Origin of the sequence: Microbacterium luticocti DSM 19459, from assembly GCF_000422405.1 — a bacterium.
GTDB lineage: Bacteria > Actinomycetota > Actinomycetes > Actinomycetales > Microbacteriaceae > Microbacterium > Microbacterium luticocti.
In genome coordinates, this window is sequence record NZ_AULS01000014.1 from 66,370 (window position 1) to 86,104 (window position 19,735).

Sequence of the window (19,735 nt, forward strand, 5' to 3'; positions counted from 1 at the left end):
CGGACGAAGCGCCGCCAGGGGCGAACACTCACCGTGACTGACAAGACACCCCGACCCAGACCCGACCGACAACCCCCTGAAGGAGGACCATGGACCGCGAAACCCGGCATGCGCAGCTGGCCGAGACGTACCTGCCCGATGACCTGCTCGAACGGTTCCGCCAGCGTGCGGCGGTGTACGACCGCGAGAACCGCTTCTTCGACGACGACCTCGCCGAGCTGCGCGAGCGCGGGTACCTGCGGCTGTTCGTGCCGCCCTCGCACGGCGGGCCGGGCCTGAGCCTCAACGAGGTGTCGCGGCTGCAGCGCCGGCTGGCCACGGCCGCGCCGGCGACCGCGCTGGCAGTGAACATGCACCTCATGTGCACGGGCGTGGTCGCCGCGATGGTCGCGCGCGGCGACCGGTCGCTGGAGTACGTGTTCGACGAGGTGAACGCCGGTGAGATCTTCGCGTTCGGCGTCAGCGAGCCCGGCAACGACTGGGTGCTGCAGGGGTCGAACACCGTCGCGGTGCCGCAGGACGACGGCGGCTACCTGCTGAGCGGTGTGAAGATCTTCACGTCGCTGTCGCCGGTGTGGACGCGCCTGATCGTGCACGGACTGGACTCGACCGGCGAACCGCAGCTGGTGTACGGCTTCATCGAGCGGGATGCCGCGGGCATCACCGTCTCGGACCGGTGGGACGTGCTGGGCATGCGCGCATCGCAGAGCCGCGCGACGATCCTGACCGACGTGCGCATGCGGCCCGATCGCGTGGCCCGGCGGATCGCGCCGGGCCGGGTGCCCGACCTGTTGACGTTCGCGATCACGAGCCTGTTCCAACTGCTGATCGGGTCGGTGTACTCCGGCATCGCCGAACGGGCGCTCGAACTCGGGGCGGCCGCGCTGACCACGCGCCGCTCGGCGAAGGCGGATGCCCGTTACGCCGAGGTGCCGGAGTTCCGCGCCCGGCTGGCCGACGCGCTGATGGACTACATGGCCGTGCCGGCGCAGCTCGACCTGTACACGCGCGAGTTCGACGAACTGGTCGACCACGGCGCCGGGTGGCCGCTGCGGCTGGTGTCGGCGCGGCTGAACGCGTCGACGGCGGCCCGGCGCGCGTGTGAGACGGCGTTGATGTGCGCCAGCGGTGCCGGGTTCGACAACACCCACGAGCTGAGTCGACTGTTCCGGGATGCCACGGCCGGCCTGTTCCATCCGCCCAGCGCCGACGCGGCCCGGCCGATGTACGCCGCCGCCCTGCTCGACGACGACTGACCCCGCGCCCGATCAGCACTCAGCCGGCACTTCGACGAGCAGGAACCATCGTCCGGATGGCGCCAGCTTCGCCCAGTTCGGCATGAGGTGCGGGTCCGACACGTGCCCGTCGAACTCGACCCTGGCTGCCCCGCGGTCGGCCATCGTATCGAGTGCGTGGCGCAGGCATCCCTCGACCAGACGCTCCCCGTCCGCGACGTCGGGCCGCGTCGTCTCGGCGCACACGATCGGCGGGTCGACGTCGCGGTACACGGCCGCGAGCGCGACCGGCCTGCCGTCGACCACGGCGACCGCAGACGCCTGGCGGTCGAGCTCGTCGTCGAGCCCGGCGTTCACCACCTCGGCGAATCCCGGGGAGACCGGGCTCCACGATCGGTGGATCCACTCGTACATGTCGGCGTGCGCCGACAGCACCTGCGCGAACGGCAGCGCCGCAGCCGGCACCACCGCGGGGTGCGGACGCAACGCGTCGCGACCCGCGGTCGACACCGTCGACGGCGGCACGATCTGGATCGTGCGCGCCCCCACGGCGAACGCGAACGCGATGCGCTCCTCGTCGACGTACCCGCGTGTCATGAGCGGGATGCCGCGGCCGCGCAGTGCGGTCAGGTGCGCGAGCATCGCCCGCCCAAGACCGCGGCGGCGCCGTGCCGGGTCGACCACGATGTCGACCCAGTACCGGTCGACGTGCGCGCGGGAGGTGAACAGCACCCCCGCAGCGACGACCTCACCGTCGAGAACGGCCACCGCCGCCCGGGTGTCGGCATCCCGCCACCGGTCGGCCCGCAGCTCGATCTGCGCGAACCAGGGCGGCGCGGCGTCGAGGTCGTCCCCGGTGAGCGGTCGGAACACGACCTGTCGGATGAGCCCGCCGTCGGGCGTGCCCTGATCGGGTGTGGTCATCATCGTTCCCCTCTCACCACGGCATCCGTCGCGGCCGCCGCGCTCGTCACCGTCACCGGCATCCGCCACTGCCATCCGTCACCGCCGCCCGGTCACCGCCGCCGCAGCACATCGAACACGACCCGCAGTGTCAGCACGCCCGACAGCAGCGCGAGCAGGTAGCCGAACACCTGGAACAGGCTCAGCGTCGAGGTGATCGCCGGCCCCGCCCCGCTGGCCAGCAGCATCGCCGCCATGACGCCGAACACCCCGGCCAGGAACGTGATCGCCGCGAGGTTCATGAAATCGCGCAGCAGCGCCCGATCACGCCGGTCGGCGAACAGCCGGATGTTCACACTCAGCCGCCCCGACGCGAGCTGACCGCTGATCTGATCGATGCGCCGCGGCAGTCGGCGTGCGACCGGAAGCATCCCGAGCAGCTCGTCGGCCACGGCATGCGCCACCGCGGACGGGCGACGCGCGTCCGCGAGTCGCTCCTGCGCGTACGCGCTGGCCTCGGCCACCAGCTCGAACTCGGGCATGAGCACGCGGGCGCTGCCCTCGGCTGTGGCGATCGCCCGGAACGCCGCGGTCAGCTCTGGCGGGACGGCCAGGCCGTGCGCGCTGAGGATCGAGATCACCTCGGTGAAGGCCGAGGCATCCAGCGCCGCCCCCGCCGCCAGGTACCGGGCCATGAAGTCGCCGATCTGGCGCCGCAGCAAGAACTCGTCGAGGTCGTCGGGCAGCTCCACGAACGTCAGCAGGGTGTCGGCGAACATGCGCGCATCCCCGCGCGAGAACGCCAGCAGCACGTCGGTGATCTGCCGCCGCACCTCGGAATCGAGCCTGCCCACCGACCCGAAATCGAGCAGCGCCAGCTCGCCCTCGTCGGTGATCATCACGTTGCCGGGGTGCAGGTCGGCGTGGAACACGCCGGCATCCATGATCTGCGACAGCAGCCCCTGGAACAGCCGCATCGCGAACGCGCGGCGGGTGGCCGGCGACAGCGCGTCGGCGGCCCCGGGCACGCTCAGCGTCGTGCCCGACAGGTACTCCATGGCGAGCACGTCGCGCGAGCTGAGCGCGGCGATGAAGTGCGGAATGCGCAGCCGCTTGTGCGCGGGAAGCGCGGCCTGCACGGCCTCCATCGCGGCGATGTTGGACGCCTCGACGCGGTAGTCCAGCTCGTCGCGCAGGCTCGTCGCCAGGCTCTCGGCCAGCTCGTCGAGCCCGAAGCCGCGGGCCCACCGGGCCGACTGGGTGAGCCGGCGTGCGAGCCGGCGCGCGATGTCGATGTCGCGCTCGACCAGCGGCACGATGCCCGGTCGCTGCACCTTCACCGCGACCGCGCGACCGTCGGTCAGCGTCGCCAGATGCACTTGACCGATGGATGCCGCGGCCAGCGGCTCGTGGTCGATGTGCGCGAACACCTGCTCGAGCGGACGGCGCAGCGACCGCTCGAGCACCGGGCGCACATCGTCCCACCGTGCCGGGGGCACCTCTTGCTGCAGGCGCCCGAACGCCTCGGTGTACTCGGGCGGCAGCACGTCGGTGCGGGTGGACAGCAACTGACCGATCTTGACGAACGCGCCGCCGGCGTCTTCGAGTGCCGCCCTCAGCGCCGCCGCCTGCCGCCGTCGTTCGGCCGCGCCGGCACTGGTCGGCTCGGTGGTGATCTTGAACGGCAGCAGCCGGTGCCGGGCGGCGATGCGCAGCAGCTCGGCGTAGCGACGGCTGCGCTCACGACCTTGCCGGATGCCGGCCAGCCACTGGTCGGGCCGCGGCAGCGTGCCCTGCGGCACCGCCACCTCGGCCAGCACCAGAAAGGCGATCGCGACGAACAGGATGATGCCGAACTGCACCGGGATCAGCGCCGGAGTGTACTCGGCGCCCCAGACGAACTGCGACTCGAACCCGACCTCGGCGCCCAGGCCGAGCAGGCCCGCGATCACGATGCGCACGACCCCGACGCGCACGCCGAGCACGCGGCGGGCGAACGCGCCGATCAGCAGCATCGCCGCGATCGTCGCGGCAGCCATCACCACCGCATCGAGCACGATCGTGGCAACGCTCACTGCGGGCTCCTTCCACCGGGACCGGTCTCAGCGTATCGAGCGATCGACGTGCGGCCCGTGGCACCCGTGCGTCACGGGTCGAACGGCGGCGTCCCGGCCGCGCGTCACAGCCGCCGTGCACCACGACGTGCCCTCCTGCCCGCTCGCCGGATCCCGGCCACGCGTGTCACAGCCACCGTGCTTCTCGAATCCTGCTCGAGGTCGGTATCGTCGAGTACCCGACGCGATTGCGAGGCACGCCATGACCGGATCCACACCCCGCAGGCCGCTGGTCGTGGTGATGGGGGTGTCGGGGTCGGGCAAGACGACGATCGGCGAGTCGCTGGCCACTCGACTCGGCGTGCCGTTCGTCGACGGCGACGACCTGCATCCGAAGGCCAACGTCGAGAAGATGCACGCCGGGCATCCGCTCACCGACGAGGACCGCTGGCCGTGGCTGGCGAAGATCGGGCGGGCGCTGGCGGATGCCGAGGCCACCGGCCTGGTGATCGCCTGCTCTGCGCTGAAACGGGCGTACCGCCGGGCGATCCTCGCCGAGGAGCAGCGGGCCGTGTTCTTGCACCTGGTGGCCGGGCGCGACGTGATTGCCGGACGACTGGAACATCGCAGCGGGCACTTCATGCCGACCTCACTGCTGGACTCGCAGTTCGAGACGCTCGAGCCGCTGGCCGACGACGAGCCGGGCGTCGAGGTCAGCGTGCGCGGCGACGTGGAGGCCGTGCTGCGCGATGCGCAGGACGCGCTACGCGGCCTCGGCGTGCTCTGACACGCGGGCCGCGGTCTTCGAAACGCGCGCCGCGGTTTTCACCCGGCGTGCAGGACCGTGACGGGGGCGCGCTCTGACGCCTGCGTCCGATGTCTGTGCCTGGGCGTGCTCTGACACCTGCGTCGCGGGGGTCTGATCATCGAGCGTGACGGCGCTCCACTTGCGGGCCGACTCTGACACGCGCGCCGCGCGGGGGGGTCCGATAGCACGGGTCGTGGCATCCGTGCCACCCGTTGAACTGCGACCGGGTCTGGGGTAGACACGGGGGCGAGTCGAGTTCGGGACGGTGAGTCGGATGGACCTTCTGAAGACCTGGGCGGGCGGGATCGCCGCGGCAGCGGACGACGCGGCGAATCAACCGTGGACCGGCCATGACACCCTCGTGATCGTGATGGCCGCGATCGGCATCGCGCTGGTGGTCGTGCTGATCGTGTGGCTGAAGATGCACGCGTTCCTGGCGCTGACCATCGCGGCACTGTTCGTCGGGCTGGCCAGCGGCGTGCCGGTCGAGAAGGTCACCGGTTCGTACGAGACCGGCGTGGGCGGCGTGCTCGGCTATGTCGGCGTGCTGATCGCGCTGGGCGCGATCCTCGGCAAGCTGCTGGCCGATTCGGGCGGTGCCGACCGGGTGGTCGACACCCTGCTGCGCGGGCGGCCGGCCACGCTGCCGTGGAAGATGGCGCTGATCGCCGGCATCATCGGCATCCCGATGTTCTTCGAGATCGGACTGGTGCTGCTGATCCCGGTGGTGATGCTCGCAGTGCGCCGCGCGAACAGCACGGCGATGCGGCTGGGCATTCCGGCGCTGGCCGGCCTGTCGGTGCTGCACGGATTCGTGCCCCCGCACCCGGGTCCGCTCGCGGCGATCGGCATACTGCATGCGAACGTCGGCGACACGCTGGCGCTGGGCCTTCTGATCGCGATCCCTACCGTGGTGATCGCCGGACCGCTGTTCGCCATGCTCGCCGCCCGCTGGGTGCCGGTGGGCGCCGGCGGCGCGGCGATCCAGGTGACCGGCGGCGGGGACGGTGCGGGCCGCGGCGGGTCGGGTGCTGCGGGCGGGTCGGGTTCTGCGGGCGGGTCGGGTGCTGCGACGGCGCAGGATGCCACAGCCACCCGTCAACCCAGCTTCGGGTGGACGCTGATCACGGTGCTCTCGCCGGTGGTGCTCATGCTCGCGAAGGCCGCCGCCGACCTGTGGCTGCCCGACGGCAACGCGGCCCGGCAGGTGCTGGACTTCATCGGCGACCCGATCACAGCGCTGCTGATCGCGGTGCTGCTGGCCATGGTCACGTTCGGCACCGCGGTCGGGTTCTCGGTGCCGACGCTCGGCAAGAAGGTGGGCGAGAGCCTGCTGCCGATCGTCGGAGTGGTGTTCATCGTGGGTGCCGGCGGCGGGTTCAAGCAGGTGCTCGTGGACGGTGGCACCGGTGATGCGATCGCGAAGATCGCCGTCGCGGCCAGCCTGTCGGTGGTGGTGATGGGGTGGATCGTGGCCGTGCTGATCCGGCTGGCGACCGGCTCGGCGACGGTGGCGACGGTGACCGCGGCGGGCATCGTGGCGCCGCTGGCGCAGGGACTCAGCCCGTGGCACCTGGCGCTGGTGGTGCTGGCGGTGGGCGCCGGATCGTTGTTCTTCTCGCACGTGAACGACGCCGGGTTCTGGCTCGTGAAGGAGTACTTCGGCCTCACCGTCGGGCAGACCATCAAGACTTGGTCGGTGATGGAGACCGTGATCTCGGTCGTCGGCTTCCTGTTCGTGCTGCTGCTGTGGGTGCTGACGCCGGCGTAGGCGTCCACGGGCCGGCGGGAGCGTCCACGGGCCGGCGGGCGGGAGCGTACACGGGCCGGCCGGCGGTGTTCGTCGATACCGACGGCAACGTGATCGGCCTGTTCGAGGGCACGATGGGTCAGGTGTGATCTCCGCCGACGGGGCATGTCCCACAACCTGCGGCATCCGGACACCGGTGGTCGCACCTTCTGAGACACGGTCTCAGGTGTGTCCCACAACCTGCGGCTTGCGGATCCCGCAACCCACGAGTTCTGAGACACGGTCATCAGGGTTGTCCCACAACATGCGGCATCTGGGCACTTGTGGTCACACCTACTGAGACACGGTCATCAGGGTTGTCCCACAACATGCGGCATCCGGACACCGGTGGTCACAGCTACTGAGACACGGTCTCAGGTGTGTCCCACAACGTGCGGCATCCGGAGCCCGCAACCCGCGACTTATGAGACACGCCGGTTCGGCGGCGACCCGGCGGTCGACTCACGCCGGTGTCCCCGGGCTCGGGTAACGTCGGGCGGGTGAACAGCGGTGCGTCGACGGATGCCAGGGCTGCCCTGTCGCGGCTGTCCGGCCCCGCCGTGGATTGGCGCCGGCTCGCGCCCACCCGCGCCGAGCGGGTGCTGCCGACACCACGGCGGTCGGCGGTGCTCATGTTGTTCGGCGCGGCGGACGGGTCACCGACCACCGGGCCCGTCGCCCCGGATGATTCCGCGGTGCTGCTGCTGCGGCGATCGGCGGGGCTGCGCCACCATCCCGGCCAGATCGGCTTTCCGGGGGGCGGACTCGAGCCCGGTGACACCGGACCCGCCGCCGCGGCCGTGCGTGAGGCGGTCGAAGAGACCGGGGTGGACCCGAGCGGGATCGAACTGTTCACGCCGCTGCCCGAGCTGCCGTTGGCGGTGAGCAACCACATCGTGACCCCGGTCCCGGCCTGGTGGCAGCATCCGTCACCGGTGCACGCGGTGGATGCGGCCGAGACCCAAGAGGTGTTCCTCGCGCCGGTGGCGGCACTGCTCGACCCCGACAATCGGCGCAGTGTCGAGCAGGTGCGCGGCATGCGCATTCCTCGGATGCCGGCATTCGAGCTCGACGGTCGGCTGATCTGGGGGTTCACCGGTGTGCTGCTGTCGGGGCTGTTCGACACGCTGGGCTGGACGCGCGACTGGGACGAGACACGGCTGGCCGAACCCGACGCGTGAGTCTCACCCCCCGCTCGACTGCGGCCCGGCACCCCGCGGCGTGCGGTCATCGACCGGACCCGAGGCATCCCGATCCCGATCCCGGCGCCGGTGGCGGCGGCGCGTAGGCTCGGGCCCATGGTGTACCGCCCGGCATCCCAGGGTCGATGCGTGGTGCTGGTGCGGCACGGTGAAACCGAGTGGAGTCGTGCGGCGCGGCACACGTCGGTGACCGATGTCGAGCTGACCGACGCCGGCCGGGAGCAGGCGCGGCGGATCGGCGCGGAGCTGGTGGGACATCCGTTCGCGCATGTGTTCTCGAGCCCGCGGCGTCGCGCACGGGAGACGGCCGCCCTGGCCGGATTCGCTGCACCGACGGTGCTGCCCGAGTTGGCGGAGTGGGACTACGGCCCGGCCGAGGGCCTGACCACGCGCGAGATCAGTGAGCGGGTCGGTCACCCCTGGCGGGTGTGGACGGCACGGCCCCCCGACCCGGTGCCGGCCGAGGACGTCGCCGACGTCGGCCGACGCGCCGATGCCGTGATCGCCCGGCTGCACGAGGCCGGCGGGGATGCCGTGGTCTTCGCCCACGCGCATCTGCTGCGCATACTGGCGGCACGGTGGATCGGCGTGCCGCCCGGCGACGGTGCGCTGCTGGCCCTGTCCACCGGCACAATCAGCGAGCTCGGGTACGAGCACGATGCACCGGTGTTGTGCCGGTGGAACCTCGAGGTGTGAGCGTCGCCGCGCGGGTATCAGCCGGGTGCGTCGGCTGCACCACGGACGCGGTGCGGCAGCCGGCGCACGGATGGGGTGCCCCGGCGTCCTGAGTCACGCCCGACCGGAGGCAAGGCGCGCGACAAGACCCGATGACGTGGGTGCGACGCACCTCCCGATAGGCTGGCGCCGATGACCACATGGCGGGCGCGACTGATCGACATCGGCGTCGTGACATCGGCGGCGATGCAGCTGCTGTTGGCGGTGCTCGGGCTGGCGTTCATGCTCTCGGAGGACGAGAACGACACGATCATCTTCCTGCTGGAATGGTGTGTGCTGGGCACGCTGTACGCGATCGCGGTGCTGGTGGTGCTGCAGGTCGCCAGCCGGGTGCCGCAGGAGCGCGCGCCACGGCCGCTGCGACGGATGCAGGTGAACCCGGTGATCCGCGCCGTGGCGATCGCCTCGGCCTGCGCGGCCGGGTTGACCGGGATCGTGTCGGTGTTCCTGGTGCTGCTGTTCCGCGACGACGAAGACCTCGGCGCGGCCGTGGCCGCCGTGGGGGTCTGGGCGATGCTGCTGTCGTGGGGGCTCGTGCACTGGGGCTTCGCGCAGTGGTACCACCAGCTGTACCACGCTGCCGCCGAGCCGCCGCTCACGTTCCCCGGCACCCCGCATCCGAATCTCGTCGACTTCGCCTACTTCGCGTACACGATCGGCACGACCTTCGCCACCGCCGACGTCGAAGTGCGCAGCCGGCGTATCCGGTGGTTGATGACGCTGCACTCGGTGCTGAGCTTCTTCTTCAACGGCGGCATCATCGTGCTGGCGCTGAACACGCTGCTGAGCATCTGACGCATCCGCCCGACATCGACGCACCAGATCGACGTCGATGCGCGCCCGGCGACTCGCGCACCCAGCTCAACCATCGACGACGCCCAGCCCGGCAACCGGCCCGCTCGCTCGGCGGCTCACCCGCCGTTGTCGACATCGGGCGCCCGGGCTGTGGCATCCGTCGCCGGCGTGGTCACATCCACTTGCGCCACTTGAACACGGCGTACAGCACGGCGGCGAACCCGACCATGAGCAGCACCGCGACCGGGTACCCGAACGCCCAGTGCAGTTCGGGCATGACGTCGAAGTTCATGCCGTAGACGGCGGCGATCAGGGTGGGGGCGAACAGGATCGCCGCCCAGCCGGAGATCTTCTTCATGTCTTCGTTCTGCCGCTGCGCGACGAGCGTGGCGTTGACGTTGAGGATCTGTGACAGCGCATCGCGATACTCGGTGACCTGTGCGTGGGCACGGGTGAGGTGGTCGGAGACGTCCTCGAGGTAGGCCTGCAGTTCGCCGGCGATGCCGTACTTGCCGAAGCCGGCGCGCAGCGCCTGCAACACCTCTGACATCGACGCGGTGGTGTGCTGCATGTCGATGACCTCTTGGCTGAGCCGATAGATGCGCTCGGTGACGGCGGCATCTCCGCTGAACACCTGCCGTTCGATCTGCTCTTTGTCGATCTCGAGGCCCTGCAGCACCGACGGATACCCGTCGACGATCGTGTCGAGCACGCGGTAGGCGATGGCTTCGGGCCCGAGGCGCAGCAGGTCGTGGTCGGCCAGCAGGGGTGGAACACGGCCACGGCCGGCATCGAGGCGGGCGTCGTCGAAGGCCGCGCCGTCGGTGCCGTCGATCCAGCGGCGGTCGGGGCAGAGCAGGGCGACCGCGTGCGGACGCACGAGCAGGTGGAACTCGGCGAAGTCGACCTCTTCGCGCGCATCGTCGTAGCGCGCCGAGCGCACGACGAGGAACAGCACGTCGCCGTATCGCTCGAGTTTGGGGCGCTGGTGCGCGTGCAGCAGGTCCTCACGCAGCAGGGGATGCAGCTCCCAGGCGTCGGCGAGCTCGTCGATGGTCTGCGGTGTCGGCGTCGGGAAGAAGAACATCGCGAGCCGGTCGTCCGCCGCGTCGGCGAAGGCGAGGCCGTCGGCGATGGAGGCCGTGGTCGGCGCGGGTACGGCTCGCCCGTCGGTCACGTATCGGGCGAAGATCCGCGCGGCCGGTGCGTCGGTCGGCTCGGCGGTGCGGCGCCGACGCAACAGGTCCGGGCGCCATGACGATTCGGCCTCGTTCCGCGCTCGCGACATGCCGGTCACCTCCTCATGCGCCGGGTCGGCGCGGTTCTCGAGTCTAGAATGCCGGGCTGGCGTCGGAATGTCGCGGCGCTCGCGTACGCCGGCGGCGGCCGCACCGGGACTCTGCGTCGGGACTCTGCGTCGGGACTCTGCGTCGGGAGTCTGCGTCGGGAGTCTGCGTTGGGATCCTGTGTCAGGACTCTGCGCCGGGACTCTGCGTCGGGACTCTGCGTCGGGATTCTGCGTCGGGCGGGGGTCTTGTCATCGCATCACCGGCGACGTACGGTGAGCGCGTTCCACGATTCCCCCACGACGAAGGAGCGATCATGTCTCACGGCGACGTCACCCATCTTGAGATCCCGGTGACCGATTTCGAGGCAGCGAAGAAGTTCTACGGCACGGTGCTCGGTTGGAGCATCGAGGAGGCGCCCGGTTTCGCCGGCTACCCGATGTGGCGGGCACCGAACCAGGTCAGCGGTGGGGCGCTCGTCGCGCGCAGCGACGATTTCACCCAGCCGCGCAGCACGGTCGAGGTCGACTCGATCGATGACGTGCTCGCGAAGGTCGAGGCATCCGGCGGCCGCGTGCGCACGCCCAAGAGCGCGATCACCGACACCAGCTGGTGGGCGGTGTTCGAAGACCCCGACGGCAACGTCATCGGGCTGTTCGAAGGCGGCATGTAGGTCGGATCTGCCAGGGGTCACCGGCACGCCGGCTACCTGTGCGCCGGCTACCGAAAGGCCGGCTACTGGTGCGTGGGCTACCGGTGTCCGTGCGCCGGCTACCGGTCCGCCGGGTACCGGTCCGCCGGGTACCGGAGCACCGGCTACCTGTGCGCCGGGTACGGAACGCCTGTGATGCCACAGTCGAGCAGCCGGGCCCGGTGCAACAGGAACGATGTGTGTTCGGCGCTGCACCGCCACTCATGCGGCGTGGTACTCGAAGCGTGCGCGTCCCCCCAGTCGGGGTGTTCCGGTCGGATCGATCGTCGGTGGAGGAATGAACCAGACCCGGGCGGTCACGCCGTGTCCGTCGATGCGGATCTGCCATCCGTTGTCATGGATGCGGTGGTGGCAGGACTCGCACAGCAGCACGCCTTCGTCGATGTCGGTGCGGCCGTGATCTCGGTGCCACCAGTTCAGGTGGTGGGCCTTGGTCATCCCCGGTGGCAGATGGCACATCGCGCATCCGCCGTCGCGTTCTGCCAGGGCGAGTTTCTGTGCGCGGGTGAACAGGCGTTTCATCCGGCCCCAGTCGATGATCTCGCCCTTTCCGTCCAGGACGGCGGGGATGACCCCAGCGGTTGCGGCCAGGTGACGGGCTGCTTTCGGGGAGATCGGCTGGGTGACACCGTCGATGCCCGCCAGCCCGATCCCTTCGGTCAGCGTGTCCAGATCCATCCGCACCACCACGGTTGCCCCGTCCAGCGGCAGGTCGCCCTGCGCGCACCCCAACGCGTGCTCGGCGAGCTGGACCAGAGCATCCGCCTGCAGCTGTGGCACGGAAGGCCGGATCCGGTCGTCGTCACCGGTGATGACGTCATCCTTCGCTTCACGGAAACCGGCGGTCACGAGCGCTTCGAGCGCCGTCTTGAGCGCGGCGCCACCCGAGGCGACGTCGAGCTTCGCATCGAGGAACAGGAATCCGTCCCGCTCCCACATCCGGGCATACCGTTCCCCGCGACGCTCATCTTCTGAGGGTGCGACGCCGTCCTGGTCGAGGTACGCCTCGGCCTGGGTGACGAGTTTGCGCAGCTGGTCCAGAGCGAGCCCGGGTGCCGCGGCCACGAGCGTCCGTTCGGCCGCCTCACGGTCCTGTACCGTCGTGCGCACAGCCAACTTCTGGAGCATGCCGATGATGATGCCGGCCGCGACCGCACCGAGGTCACCGGTGGACATCGCCTCGGCGACGTGCGGATGCGTGGGCGGCAACGGCTCGCCTGTGAGTGCCATGCGCGGTTCGATCGCCTTGCCGACGCTGACCAGCCGGCCTGCGTCACCGGCCCCGATGCCCGTGACCGCAGCCAGCAACGCGCCGGCGTTCCGATAGCCGTGCTGCTTGGCGAGAGAGTCCGCCCCGAGCTCCGGGCGCGACGCGCGGTCGAGGGCCGCGGCGACCTCGGCACGCACGGCGTCGAATCGCCGCCCGACCGCACCTATGGCCTCGACGACCGGCACCAGCGCCGCGGGGGACAACTCAGCTGCCGGGCCGGCCGGCCCGGAGGAATCCATCGTGCCGCCACTCCACGCGGACCGCAGCGCGGCGATCGCGTTCTCGAGTCCGGTCAGGGCGTCTTCCATACTTCTATAGTACAGAGTTACGAGCATATGTCAACCCATCTGTCCACGAGTCTCGCATCTGTGGATAAGTGTTGCCGCGGCATCGCTGGGGAGGAGACGCTGCACATCAAACGTTTCTACGAACCTCGGACATCTCGGCGCGCTCTACAGGCGCCCGGCGGCCGGGCCGTGGCATCCATTCGTCACAGCGCCGTGATCAGAGCATCACAGCGCCTCGACCAGACCAGCACAGCGCCGCGATCAGAGCATGACAGCGCCTCGATCAGACCGTCACAGCGGTCAGACCATCACGGCGCCTCGACCAGCACAGCGCCGTGATCAGACGATCGCAGCGCCTCGACCAGACCACTACAGCGACCAGACCATCACGCGCCTCGACCAGAGCATCCGCTTCACAACAGCTCGGCGACCTTCTGCGCCGTCGCCTTCGCCGAGCCGGGGTTCTGCCCGGTGACGAGCCGGCCGTCGACGACGGTGTGTGAGACGAAGGGCAGCAGGCCCTTCTCGTATCGGGCGCCGCGTTGCTTCGCCTGCTCTTCGGCGTTGTACGGCACGAGCCCCGCGACGCCGGCGAGCACCTCCTCCTGCCAGGCGAATCCGGTGAGCCTGCGACCGGCGATCAGCAGCGACCCGTCCGAAAGGGTCGTGTTGAGCAGACCGCAGTAGCCGTGGCAGACGGCCGAGACGATGCCACCGCGCTCCCAGATCTCACGGGTGATGCGCTGCAGACCCGCGCTATCGGGAAAGTCGTACATCACGGCGTGGCCGCCGGTGAAGTAGATCGCGTCGATGTCGTCCGTGTCGATCTGGTCGGGCGCGCGGGTGTCGGCCAGCAGCGCCATCCGCTCCGGGTCGATGTGCCACGCCTTGGCCACGCGGTCGTAGGTGGGCAGCTTCAGCGAGCGCGGTTCGAGCGGCGAGGCTCCGCCCGCAGGGCTGACGATCGTCTGCTCGAACCCGCGCCCGGCGAACACCTGCCAGGCGTGGGCGAGCTCCGACAGCCAGAGCCCGGTGGGGTGCGACGGGTCGTCGTAGTGGCCGACGTTGGTGACGACGTGCAGGATGCGTCTGGTCATGGGTGGGTCCTCTCAGTGGGTGCGGTGACGGTGTGGTGCGTCCGCCGGGCTGGCCGAATCCTGCCGTACGGCCGCCGGGGCGGGCTTCGTGGCACGGCCGCCGGGTAGGCCGGGTTCTGCGCGGGCGGCGAGGACGGCGGCAACGGCACCGCGCACCCGGTCGGCGACGTCGGCGGCGGGCTCGGGCCGCAGCTTGCCGTCCAGGTGCAGAAACGCCAAACCGTGCGCCATGCTCCACAGCGCGATCGACAGGCTCGCGGCATCCGTCCCCGGGAACAGGCGCGCGATGACGTCGCCCAGCAGTTCGTGCAGCCGCCCCGCGGCCCGCACACGTTCGCTGTTGACCTCGTCGCACGCGCCGCCGAACATCAGCCGGAACACGGCGGGGCGGCGCAGCGCAAAGGTGACGTAGGCGAGGCCGAGCGCGGTGATCACGTCGACGACGGATGCCGCGGGCTGTTCGTCAGTGACGGATGACTCGGCCTGCCCGTCCGGGGCGGCCTGCACGTCCGAGATTGCCTGCACGTCCGAGACGGCCTGCACGTCCGGGATGGCACCGGCGGCCTGGACGGCGAGCGCCGCCTCGAGCTCGGCGCGCAGGTCCGTGAATCCCTCGACGGCCACAGCGGACTCGAGCGCGTCGCGGTCGGCGAAGTGGCGGTACGGCGCAGCGGCAGAGACGCCAGCGCGACGGGCGATGGCGCGCATCGAGAACGGCTCCCCTGCCTCGAGGCTCTCGATCGCGGCGGTGATGAGAGCGGCGCGTAGGTCGCCGTGGTGGTAGCTCTTCGCTGGTGTTGACACTGCTCACTTCTCTCTGTACGCTCATGTAAGCACCGTAAACATACCATGGTGCGCACCTGGCGTACAGGCCGGCGCAGAGACACCGAGAGGGTGGCGACGAACACATGCAGACGATCCTGGGCGCGAACGGACAGATCGCCGTCGAGCTCGCACGGGAACTGAGCCGCCGGTACACGACAGACCTGCGGCTGGTGAGCCGTCATCCGCGCGCGGTGAACGACTCTGACGCGCTCGTGCCCGCTGATCTGATGGATGCCGCGCAGACGGCTGCGGCGGTGGCGGGCAGCGAGGTCGTGTACTTCACCGCAGGGCTGCCGGCGAGCACCGAGCTGTGGGAGCAGCAATTCCCGCAGATGCTGCGCAACGCCCTGGATGCGACGCGTGGCGCGGGCGCGAAGTTCGTGTACTTCGACAACACCTACATGTATCCGCAGGACGATCGGGTGCAGATGGAGCAGACGCCGTTCGCGCCGGTCGGGCGCAAGGGGCGGGTGCGTGCCGAGATGGCGTCGATGGTGCTCGACGAGATGGCGCGCGGCGAGATCCCGGTGCTCATCGCGCGGGCGCCGGAGTTCTACGGTCCGGGCCGCACGCAGAGCTTCACGAACGCGCTGATTTTGGATCGGTTGCGGGCGGGCAAGCGGCCGCTGGTGCCGGTGCGTGCGGACCGGGTGCGCACGCTGATCTGGACGCCGGATGCGAGCCGGGCGGTGGCGGCGCTGGGCAATGCGCCGGACGCGTTCGGGCAGACCTGGCACCTTCCCGTCGACGCCGACCGCCCGACGTACCGGCAGTTCGTGGCGATGGCGGGCGCGGCGTTCGGCCGCGACGACCGCTACACGGTGCTCCCCGAATGGATGCTGTCAGCCGCGGGTATCTTCTCCCCAAGGGCCCGCGAGCTGCGCGAGCTGCTGCCGCGCTACCGCTACGACAATCGGTTCGACGCGACGAAGTTCGCGACGCGGTTCCCCGACTTCGCGGTGACCTCGTACCGCGAGGGCCTCGCAGCCATCGCGCGGGATGCCTCGGGTAGAGGCGGCGCGGCGGCGTAAGGCGTCTGCGAGTCCCGAGGCGGAGCATCGTCTGCATATTGCCTCATGCGTTGGTGTGTGCCTCTCCCCCGGTCCCCATAGGAGTGTTACGATCTGGGTAACATATCTACATGGAGATCGGCTACGCGACGCGCGACCTGGAGCGCACCTGCACCGATGAACGTCGGATGCAGAGGCAACTCGGGGCGCAGGTCGCGAAGGCGCTCAAGCTCCGCATCGCCGAGTTGCGATACGTGCAGGAGATGGGCGATCTGCTGCTCGGCACCGGCAAGTGGGAGGAACTGAAAGCCGACCGGGCCGGCCAGTGGTCGGCCCGGCTCACTGCGAACTGGCGCCTGATCGTGGAGCCCGACGGCGACCGCATCACCGTCGTCATCATCGAGATCATCGACTACCACTGAGAAACCCACCAACACAGACAAACAGCACCCGAAACGAGAAGACCATGTCTGCCATCCCGAACTACGTCGTCTCCACGGGCGACTACATCGCCGAGTGGATGGAAGACGAGGGCATCAACCAGGCCGAGCTCGCGCGGCGCCTGGGCACGTCCCGCAAGCACGTGAGCGAGTTGCTGAGCGGCAAGGCACCGCTGTCGCACGAACTCGCCCTCGACTTGGAGCGCGTCACCGGGGTGCCGGCGCGCCTGTGGAACCTCTACGAGAGCGGGTATCGCGGAGACCTCGCCCGACGCGCCGAGGATGAGGAACTCGCCTCTCAGTACGACAGGGCAAAGGAGTTCCCCCTCACCTATCTCCGCACCTACGGATTCTTGACGGCCGGCGCCCGCGACCGCGCGGGCACCGTTCGGCAACTCCTGAGCATCCTCGGCGTCGCCGACTTCGACGCGTTCTGGACGACGTGGCGCCACGGCAGCATCGCGTACCGACGCTCGGCGTCCGCCCGCCACGACCTGCCGAAACTGGCCACGTGGCTCGCACTCGCCGAGAACGAAGCCGACGAACTCGGTGACATCCCGCCCTTCGACCGCACCGCCCTTCAGCGCCTCCTGCCGGATCTGCGGCGACTGACCGCGTCCGCCGATCCCCTCGACGCTGTGGAGACCGCCATCGTCCGACTGCGGGGCGTCGGCGTCATCCTCTGCTTCGTCCCGGCCGTTCCCGGGCTCGGCATCCACGGTGCGACCCGTTGGATCGGCGGCCGCCCCCTCATCCAGCTCTCACTGCTGTGGAGGACCGACGACCAGCTCTGGTTCACCCTCTTCCACGAACTCGGTCACGTGCTGCTCCATGGCGACAAGGAGTTGTATCTCAGCGGCGAGCACACCACTGCAGAGGACGAGGCGAACACCTGGGCGTCCGACCTTCTCATCCCGCCCACCGTCGCCGCAAACCTGCCACGAGGCCGCGACATCGCCGCCGTCCAGGCGGTCGCCAGGGAGCAGGGCATCGCACCCAGCATCGTGCTCGGGCGCATCCAGCGTGAGACCAGGGATTACGCCTGGGGTCACGCGCTCAAGCAGAAGTTCGAGTTCGCGGCCACGGCGCCGGTGCGGGAGCGAGCCGCCGGCTGACGCCGCGGGGCGGGTCGGTCTTGAGCCCCCTCACCAGCAGATTGTCTCGAACTTCGCCAGCTGGATTGTCCGCCCGCTACAGATCCCAGAGATCGCCCACCGCCGCGAGTCCTGATCGGAACTCTGTGGCACCACCATTCGCTGGATGCCGGACGGCAATTGCCGAGCTGGTGGCGGAGGCGTCTCGGACGCCGGGTACCTCGATGCCAAGGAGCCTCGCGACGCTCTTTCGTGCGGGGTGTCCGACACAGATGATTCGTCGACCGGCTACGGCCAGCCGAAGCGGGACTAGCCCGGAGTCCAACTCCGCTTTTGTCGGCGTCCTGTTGGTCCGAGGCGAGCCCGCATGATGCGGATGGAGGGGGAACGCATTCCATAGAAGCGTACGGTCGGAGATCCCGAGTCTCGACAGCATGCCGTGCACAATGGTGGCGCTCCCCTCGCTGGAACCCTCGAGTTCGACCGTGTTGGCGGACGTGAATGGTACTCCCGACTGGCGTGCACCCTTCCAGCCAGGCGCTTCACCTACGATGACCAGGTCACCCCCGTCCACGCGATGAAGGTGCGCAAGAAGGCGATCTCGTCGCTCAGCAGCGCTCGTGCGGAAGTCTCCTTCTCTGTCGCTCTCTGCGAGGTAGAAGTTCATTGCCAGCGCAGTCGAGGGCATCGCCAACACCGAATCAAGCAGGCTGCCTGCCGTCACCGCCAGCCCCTTTCTCGGAGGATCCACCACCCCGACACAGGGTATCGACGACCGGCAAGGATGGCCCCGCGCCATCACCAAAGCAGCATCCCCTCTTCAATGTGGCTGTGCGCGAGACCTGGGCGTCGCTCTTGAGCAGAGGCCTTCCGGGTGATGACAGCGATGCAGGCGTTGACCTCGTCCCGGCCCGTTTCGACGGTAGGCGGGATCGCGCTCCGCGTCGGCACGACCGACCGCGGATTCCGCTTCATTCCAGATCGCGGACTCGTCCTCGGCGGTCCCGAATGGCTGATCCTTGTCGGCAGCGCCGCTACTCCCGGCGCTGTCGGAATCCTCGACATCCAACTCGGGTTGGGACAGCTCTTTCAGCACGAGTCGCCTGACGACCCGATCACCCTCCGCGTCGCGAACCCTGAAAACTTCATGTCGATCGCGCGGGAGCATGGGCAGACGGTCGAGTACGTCGAGTGGCCCCGGTGACCACACATCAGCGAGAGGCACAACACCTTGTAGGTTCCCGCTCGAGATGGCGAAGGTTGCACGGGAATCCGCTGTAGTTGGCAGTGATCTCGCACTCCGTCATCCGCGGAAGATGGCGAATTCCAACGCATCGGGCGAAGCGCTAAGACAGGCGTCAGATGCGCTGGCGGTCAGCTCGAACGACTCGATCAGGACGCGTAACGATCAGGGTGTCCAGGCGTCTTGGGGCGGTCGTGGACGGGCCGCGGCCTCGCTGGCGGTCGCCAGGCGGCGGTTAGCGTATCGATCGTAGAACGCGAGCCACCTCGCGTGGACGCCTGAGTCCATAAGGTGGCTGCCGATGAGCACACCCCCTCGCCCGGAGTGGACGAGGATACGATTCCGTCCCCCCTCCGTCTCCGCGAATCGGTAGGTTAGCTGTCCCCAAGATGGATTGTCGTAGATGACCTGCGCATCGTTCCGGTCTGGGAAGACGGCTCCGGAGACATCACTCGCGAATGTCCCGGCCTCGATACGCTCGTCGCGATACGACAGCCTTCGCCCTTCCACGGCGAGTCGTAGCCCCTCCTTGGCGTCAGATTCCTCTGTGTGGTTGCTTATGCAGGTGCGATAGCTGAAGTCCACTTCGGATCCGTCTACCCGCGTGATCTAGATGCCCGTGGCATCTGGCCGCACGTTGAACTTGTCGCCATCGCGCGTCAGGCCCACATAGAAATAGTCGACGCCCGCGCCGATCTTCTCTGATGCGTCCGGGTGAAGGTCCAGAACCTCGCGAAGCATCAGGTCGTGCGATGCGTCGGAGACGCGATCGTAGACGGCGTATGGACCGCCCGTGTGCAGGAGCCGAAAGGCGTCGAAGGCCGCCTTCTTCGACGGCCAGCTGAAGGACGGCAGGTTCACAGGGATAGCCACGGGTTCATTCCTCATCGAATCGGATTGACCAGAGGCTATCGGAGTGTACGGGTTCATTTCCGCCGGATGCCGAACCG

Annotated in this window: 19 protein-coding genes; 11 read left to right on the forward strand and 8 right to left on the reverse strand. The window is 69.3% G+C overall.

Translation table 11 applies throughout. The features are described 5' to 3' along the window. Positions 1–89: 89 nt before the first annotated feature. Complete coding sequence (locus H577_RS0111035) at positions 90–1,256, forward strand: acyl-CoA dehydrogenase family protein (RefSeq protein WP_029145994.1); 1,167 nt, start codon at positions 90–92, stop codon at positions 1,254–1,256. A 12-nt stretch (positions 1,257–1,268) separates the two neighbouring features. Here the strand turns inward: H577_RS0111035 and H577_RS0111040 are convergent, their stop codons facing one another. Next, the gene (locus tag H577_RS0111040) at positions 1,269–2,159 is read right to left on the reverse strand and encodes a GNAT family N-acetyltransferase (protein WP_051191976.1); all 891 of its coding nucleotides are present in this window, start codon (positions 2,157–2,159) and stop codon (positions 1,269–1,271) included. Positions 2,160–2,251: 92 nt separating this feature from the next. Next, positions 2,252–4,213, reverse strand: a complete 1,962-nt coding sequence (locus H577_RS0111045) for an ABC1 kinase family protein (RefSeq protein WP_084516147.1) — start codon at positions 4,211–4,213, stop codon at positions 2,252–2,254. Positions 4,214–4,454: 241 nt separating this feature from the next. Between H577_RS0111045 and H577_RS0111050 the strand changes: the two genes are divergently transcribed. The 5 genes from H577_RS0111050 (at position 4,455) to H577_RS0111075 (ending at position 9,521) form a co-directional block, all read left to right on the forward strand. Further along, a complete protein-coding gene (locus H577_RS0111050; RefSeq protein WP_036284785.1) occupies positions 4,455–4,979 on the forward strand; it encodes a gluconokinase in 525 nt (174 codons plus the stop codon). Positions 4,980–5,274: 295 nt separating this feature from the next. Continuing rightward, positions 5,275–6,771 (forward strand): GntT/GntP/DsdX family permease, encoded by a 1,497-nt coding sequence (locus H577_RS0111055; RefSeq protein WP_084516150.1) that lies wholly within the window; start codon positions 5,275–5,277, stop codon positions 6,769–6,771. A gap of 518 nt (positions 6,772–7,289) precedes the next feature. Beyond that, positions 7,290–7,970 (forward strand): NUDIX hydrolase, encoded by a 681-nt coding sequence (locus tag H577_RS0111065; protein ID WP_029145999.1) that lies wholly within the window; start codon positions 7,290–7,292, stop codon positions 7,968–7,970. Between the two features lie 117 nt (positions 7,971–8,087). Continuing rightward, positions 8,088–8,687, forward strand: a complete 600-nt coding sequence (locus H577_RS0111070) for a histidine phosphatase family protein (RefSeq protein ID WP_029146000.1) — start codon at positions 8,088–8,090, stop codon at positions 8,685–8,687. 171 nt (positions 8,688–8,858) lie between these two features. Then, entirely contained in the window at positions 8,859–9,521 is a 663-nt protein-coding gene (locus H577_RS0111075) for a DUF1345 domain-containing protein (protein WP_036284787.1), read from the forward strand. A gap of 172 nt (positions 9,522–9,693) precedes the next feature. Here H577_RS0111075 and H577_RS0111080 read toward each other — a convergent pair whose 3' ends face one another. Then, positions 9,694–10,809 carry a magnesium and cobalt transport protein CorA gene (locus H577_RS0111080; RefSeq protein ID WP_029146002.1) on the reverse strand — a complete coding sequence of 372 codons (1,116 nt, stop codon included), beginning with the start codon at positions 10,807–10,809 and terminating at the stop codon, positions 9,694–9,696. A gap of 314 nt (positions 10,810–11,123) precedes the next feature. Here H577_RS0111080 and H577_RS0111085 point away from each other — a divergent pair, with 314 nt between their 5' ends. Beyond that, positions 11,124–11,480 carry a VOC family protein gene (locus H577_RS0111085; protein ID WP_029146003.1) on the forward strand — a complete coding sequence of 119 codons (357 nt, stop codon included), beginning with the start codon at positions 11,124–11,126 and terminating at the stop codon, positions 11,478–11,480. Between the two features lie 240 nt (positions 11,481–11,720). Here the strand turns inward: H577_RS0111085 and H577_RS0111090 are convergent, their stop codons facing one another. The 3 genes from H577_RS0111090 to H577_RS16255 all read right to left on the reverse strand — a co-directional run bounded on the left by H577_RS0111090 (position 11,721) and on the right by H577_RS16255 (position 14,977). Continuing rightward, a complete protein-coding gene (locus tag H577_RS0111090; RefSeq protein WP_084516152.1) occupies positions 11,721–13,097 on the reverse strand; it encodes an HNH endonuclease in 1,377 nt (458 codons plus the stop codon). A gap of 392 nt (positions 13,098–13,489) precedes the next feature. Continuing rightward, entirely contained in the window at positions 13,490–14,173 is a 684-nt protein-coding gene (locus H577_RS0111095; RefSeq protein WP_029146005.1) for a type 1 glutamine amidotransferase domain-containing protein, read from the reverse strand. A 12-nt stretch (positions 14,174–14,185) separates the two neighbouring features. Next, positions 14,186–14,977, reverse strand: a complete 792-nt coding sequence (locus H577_RS16255; RefSeq protein ID WP_084516154.1) for a TetR/AcrR family transcriptional regulator — start codon at positions 14,975–14,977, stop codon at positions 14,186–14,188. Positions 14,978–15,081: 104 nt separating this feature from the next. On the opposite strand from H577_RS16255, the gene H577_RS0111105 reads away from it, so the two are divergent. From H577_RS0111105 to H577_RS16260, 3 genes are all read left to right on the forward strand, one after another. Further along, the gene (locus H577_RS0111105; protein WP_029146006.1) at positions 15,082–16,029 is read left to right on the forward strand and encodes an NAD-dependent epimerase/dehydratase family protein; all 948 of its coding nucleotides are present in this window, start codon (positions 15,082–15,084) and stop codon (positions 16,027–16,029) included. Positions 16,030–16,139: 110 nt separating this feature from the next. Then, positions 16,140–16,430, forward strand: coding sequence for a type II toxin-antitoxin system RelE/ParE family toxin (locus tag H577_RS0111110; RefSeq protein WP_029146007.1), 291 nt, complete (start codon positions 16,140–16,142; stop codon positions 16,428–16,430). 44 nt (positions 16,431–16,474) lie between these two features. Then, positions 16,475–17,563 carry a helix-turn-helix domain-containing protein gene (locus tag H577_RS16260; RefSeq protein ID WP_051191977.1) on the forward strand — a complete coding sequence of 363 codons (1,089 nt, stop codon included), beginning with the start codon at positions 16,475–16,477 and terminating at the stop codon, positions 17,561–17,563. A gap of 76 nt (positions 17,564–17,639) precedes the next feature. Here H577_RS16260 and H577_RS18270 read toward each other — a convergent pair whose 3' ends face one another. Next, positions 17,640–18,341: a uracil-DNA glycosylase gene (locus tag H577_RS18270; protein ID WP_156876634.1), complete on the reverse strand. Its 702-nt coding sequence runs from the start codon at positions 18,339–18,341 to the stop codon at positions 17,640–17,642. Between the two features lie 87 nt (positions 18,342–18,428). On the opposite strand from H577_RS18270, the gene H577_RS0111120 reads away from it, so the two are divergent. After that, the gene (locus tag H577_RS0111120; protein ID WP_156876635.1) at positions 18,429–18,746 is read left to right on the forward strand and encodes a hypothetical protein; all 318 of its coding nucleotides are present in this window, start codon (positions 18,429–18,431) and stop codon (positions 18,744–18,746) included. Positions 18,747–19,394: 648 nt separating this feature from the next. On the opposite strand, the gene H577_RS17860 is transcribed toward H577_RS0111120, so the two are convergent. Continuing rightward, positions 19,395–19,658 carry a DUF3223 domain-containing protein gene (locus tag H577_RS17860; protein WP_169566298.1) on the reverse strand — a complete coding sequence of 88 codons (264 nt, stop codon included), beginning with the start codon at positions 19,656–19,658 and terminating at the stop codon, positions 19,395–19,397. Positions 19,659–19,735: the final 77 nt, after the last annotated feature.

Excerpts from the sequence above, each read along its gene's own strand:
- H577_RS0111035 (WP_029145994.1), top strand. The coding sequence starts at position 90 with ATGGACCGCGAAACCCGGCATGCGCAGCTGGCCGAGACGTACCTGCCC.
- H577_RS0111040 (WP_051191976.1), bottom strand. The coding sequence starts at position 2,159 with ATGACCACACCCGATCAGGGCACGCCCGACGGCGGGCTCATCCGACAG.
- H577_RS0111050 (WP_036284785.1), top strand. The coding sequence starts at position 4,455 with ATGACCGGATCCACACCCCGCAGGCCGCTGGTCGTGGTGATGGGGGTG.
- H577_RS0111055 (WP_084516150.1), top strand. The coding sequence starts at position 5,275 with ATGGACCTTCTGAAGACCTGGGCGGGCGGGATCGCCGCGGCAGCGGAC.
- H577_RS0111070 (WP_029146000.1), top strand. The coding sequence starts at position 8,088 with ATGGTGTACCGCCCGGCATCCCAGGGTCGATGCGTGGTGCTGGTGCGG.
- H577_RS0111075 (WP_036284787.1), top strand. The coding sequence starts at position 8,859 with ATGACCACATGGCGGGCGCGACTGATCGACATCGGCGTCGTGACATCG.
- H577_RS0111080 (WP_029146002.1), bottom strand. The coding sequence starts at position 10,809 with ATGTCGCGAGCGCGGAACGAGGCCGAATCGTCATGGCGCCCGGACCTG.
- H577_RS0111085 (WP_029146003.1), top strand. The coding sequence starts at position 11,124 with ATGTCTCACGGCGACGTCACCCATCTTGAGATCCCGGTGACCGATTTC.
- H577_RS0111090 (WP_084516152.1), bottom strand. The coding sequence starts at position 13,097 with ATGGAAGACGCCCTGACCGGACTCGAGAACGCGATCGCCGCGCTGCGG.
- H577_RS0111095 (WP_029146005.1), bottom strand. The coding sequence starts at position 14,173 with ATGACCAGACGCATCCTGCACGTCGTCACCAACGTCGGCCACTACGAC.
- H577_RS0111105 (WP_029146006.1), top strand. The coding sequence starts at position 15,082 with ATGCAGACGATCCTGGGCGCGAACGGACAGATCGCCGTCGAGCTCGCA.
- H577_RS0111110 (WP_029146007.1), top strand. The coding sequence starts at position 16,140 with ATGGAGATCGGCTACGCGACGCGCGACCTGGAGCGCACCTGCACCGAT.
- H577_RS16260 (WP_051191977.1), top strand. The coding sequence starts at position 16,475 with ATGTCTGCCATCCCGAACTACGTCGTCTCCACGGGCGACTACATCGCC.
- H577_RS18270 (WP_156876634.1), bottom strand. The coding sequence starts at position 18,341 with ATGGCGCGGGGCCATCCTTGCCGGTCGTCGATACCCTGTGTCGGGGTG.
- H577_RS0111120 (WP_156876635.1), top strand. The coding sequence starts at position 18,429 with ATGCAGGCGTTGACCTCGTCCCGGCCCGTTTCGACGGTAGGCGGGATC.